The sequence below is a fragment of the Vibrio sp. TH_r3 genome (genome assembly GCF_033101115.1).
Lineage (GTDB): Bacteria > Pseudomonadota > Gammaproteobacteria > Enterobacterales > Vibrionaceae > Vibrio.
In genome coordinates, this window is record NZ_JAWMPW010000084.1 from 1 (window position 1) to 561 (window position 561).

Annotated in this window: 1 protein-coding gene; it reads right to left on the reverse strand. The window is 43.0% G+C overall.

Annotation, left to right across the window (positions count from 1 at the left end):
* Nucleotides 1–11: 11 nt before the first annotated feature.
* A partial coding sequence (locus R3X26_RS18865) for a DDE-type integrase/transposase/recombinase (protein ID WP_317718858.1) occupies nt 12–561 on the reverse strand: 550 nt, incomplete at its 5' end.

The window sequence follows — 561 nt, forward strand, 5'->3', positions numbered from 1 at the left end:
CTCACGTCGCCTTATCCTGAATTTTGGATACAACTCACCCTAGTCCACTCGACAAATGATCGTTCACGAAAAAGTCGATAGTGTTTGGCTTGCATCAAATGGCGACCCGATCGGAATAAGTTATTCACTACACCATGGCAACTCAAGAATCGTTGCGCTTGGCCATGAGACTTGAATCGCCGCATTTGTCTTTCTTGTTGTCTCGTGGGTTGATGAGACAACTCGCACCGATTGTTTTCATACTGAGTTGTAGAGTGTTCTATGCTTGGTAGAAGCTCATTTTTGGCAGCAGAATAGCTGGCTAATTTATCAGTCACCATCTTTAACGGCGTTGCGCCCTCACCTTTCAATAAGCACTTGAAAAATCTCAATGCCGCCGCTTTATCTTTCCGTTTCTGAACTAAAATATCTATCTCGTCACCATCTTGATCGACTGCTCGCCAAAGGTAATGTAATACGCCATTTATCTTAATGAACACTTCATCCAAATACCAAGTATCCCCGAGTTGACCACGGCTATTTTTGATCTCATTACAGTAAATGGCACCATACTTTTTGCAC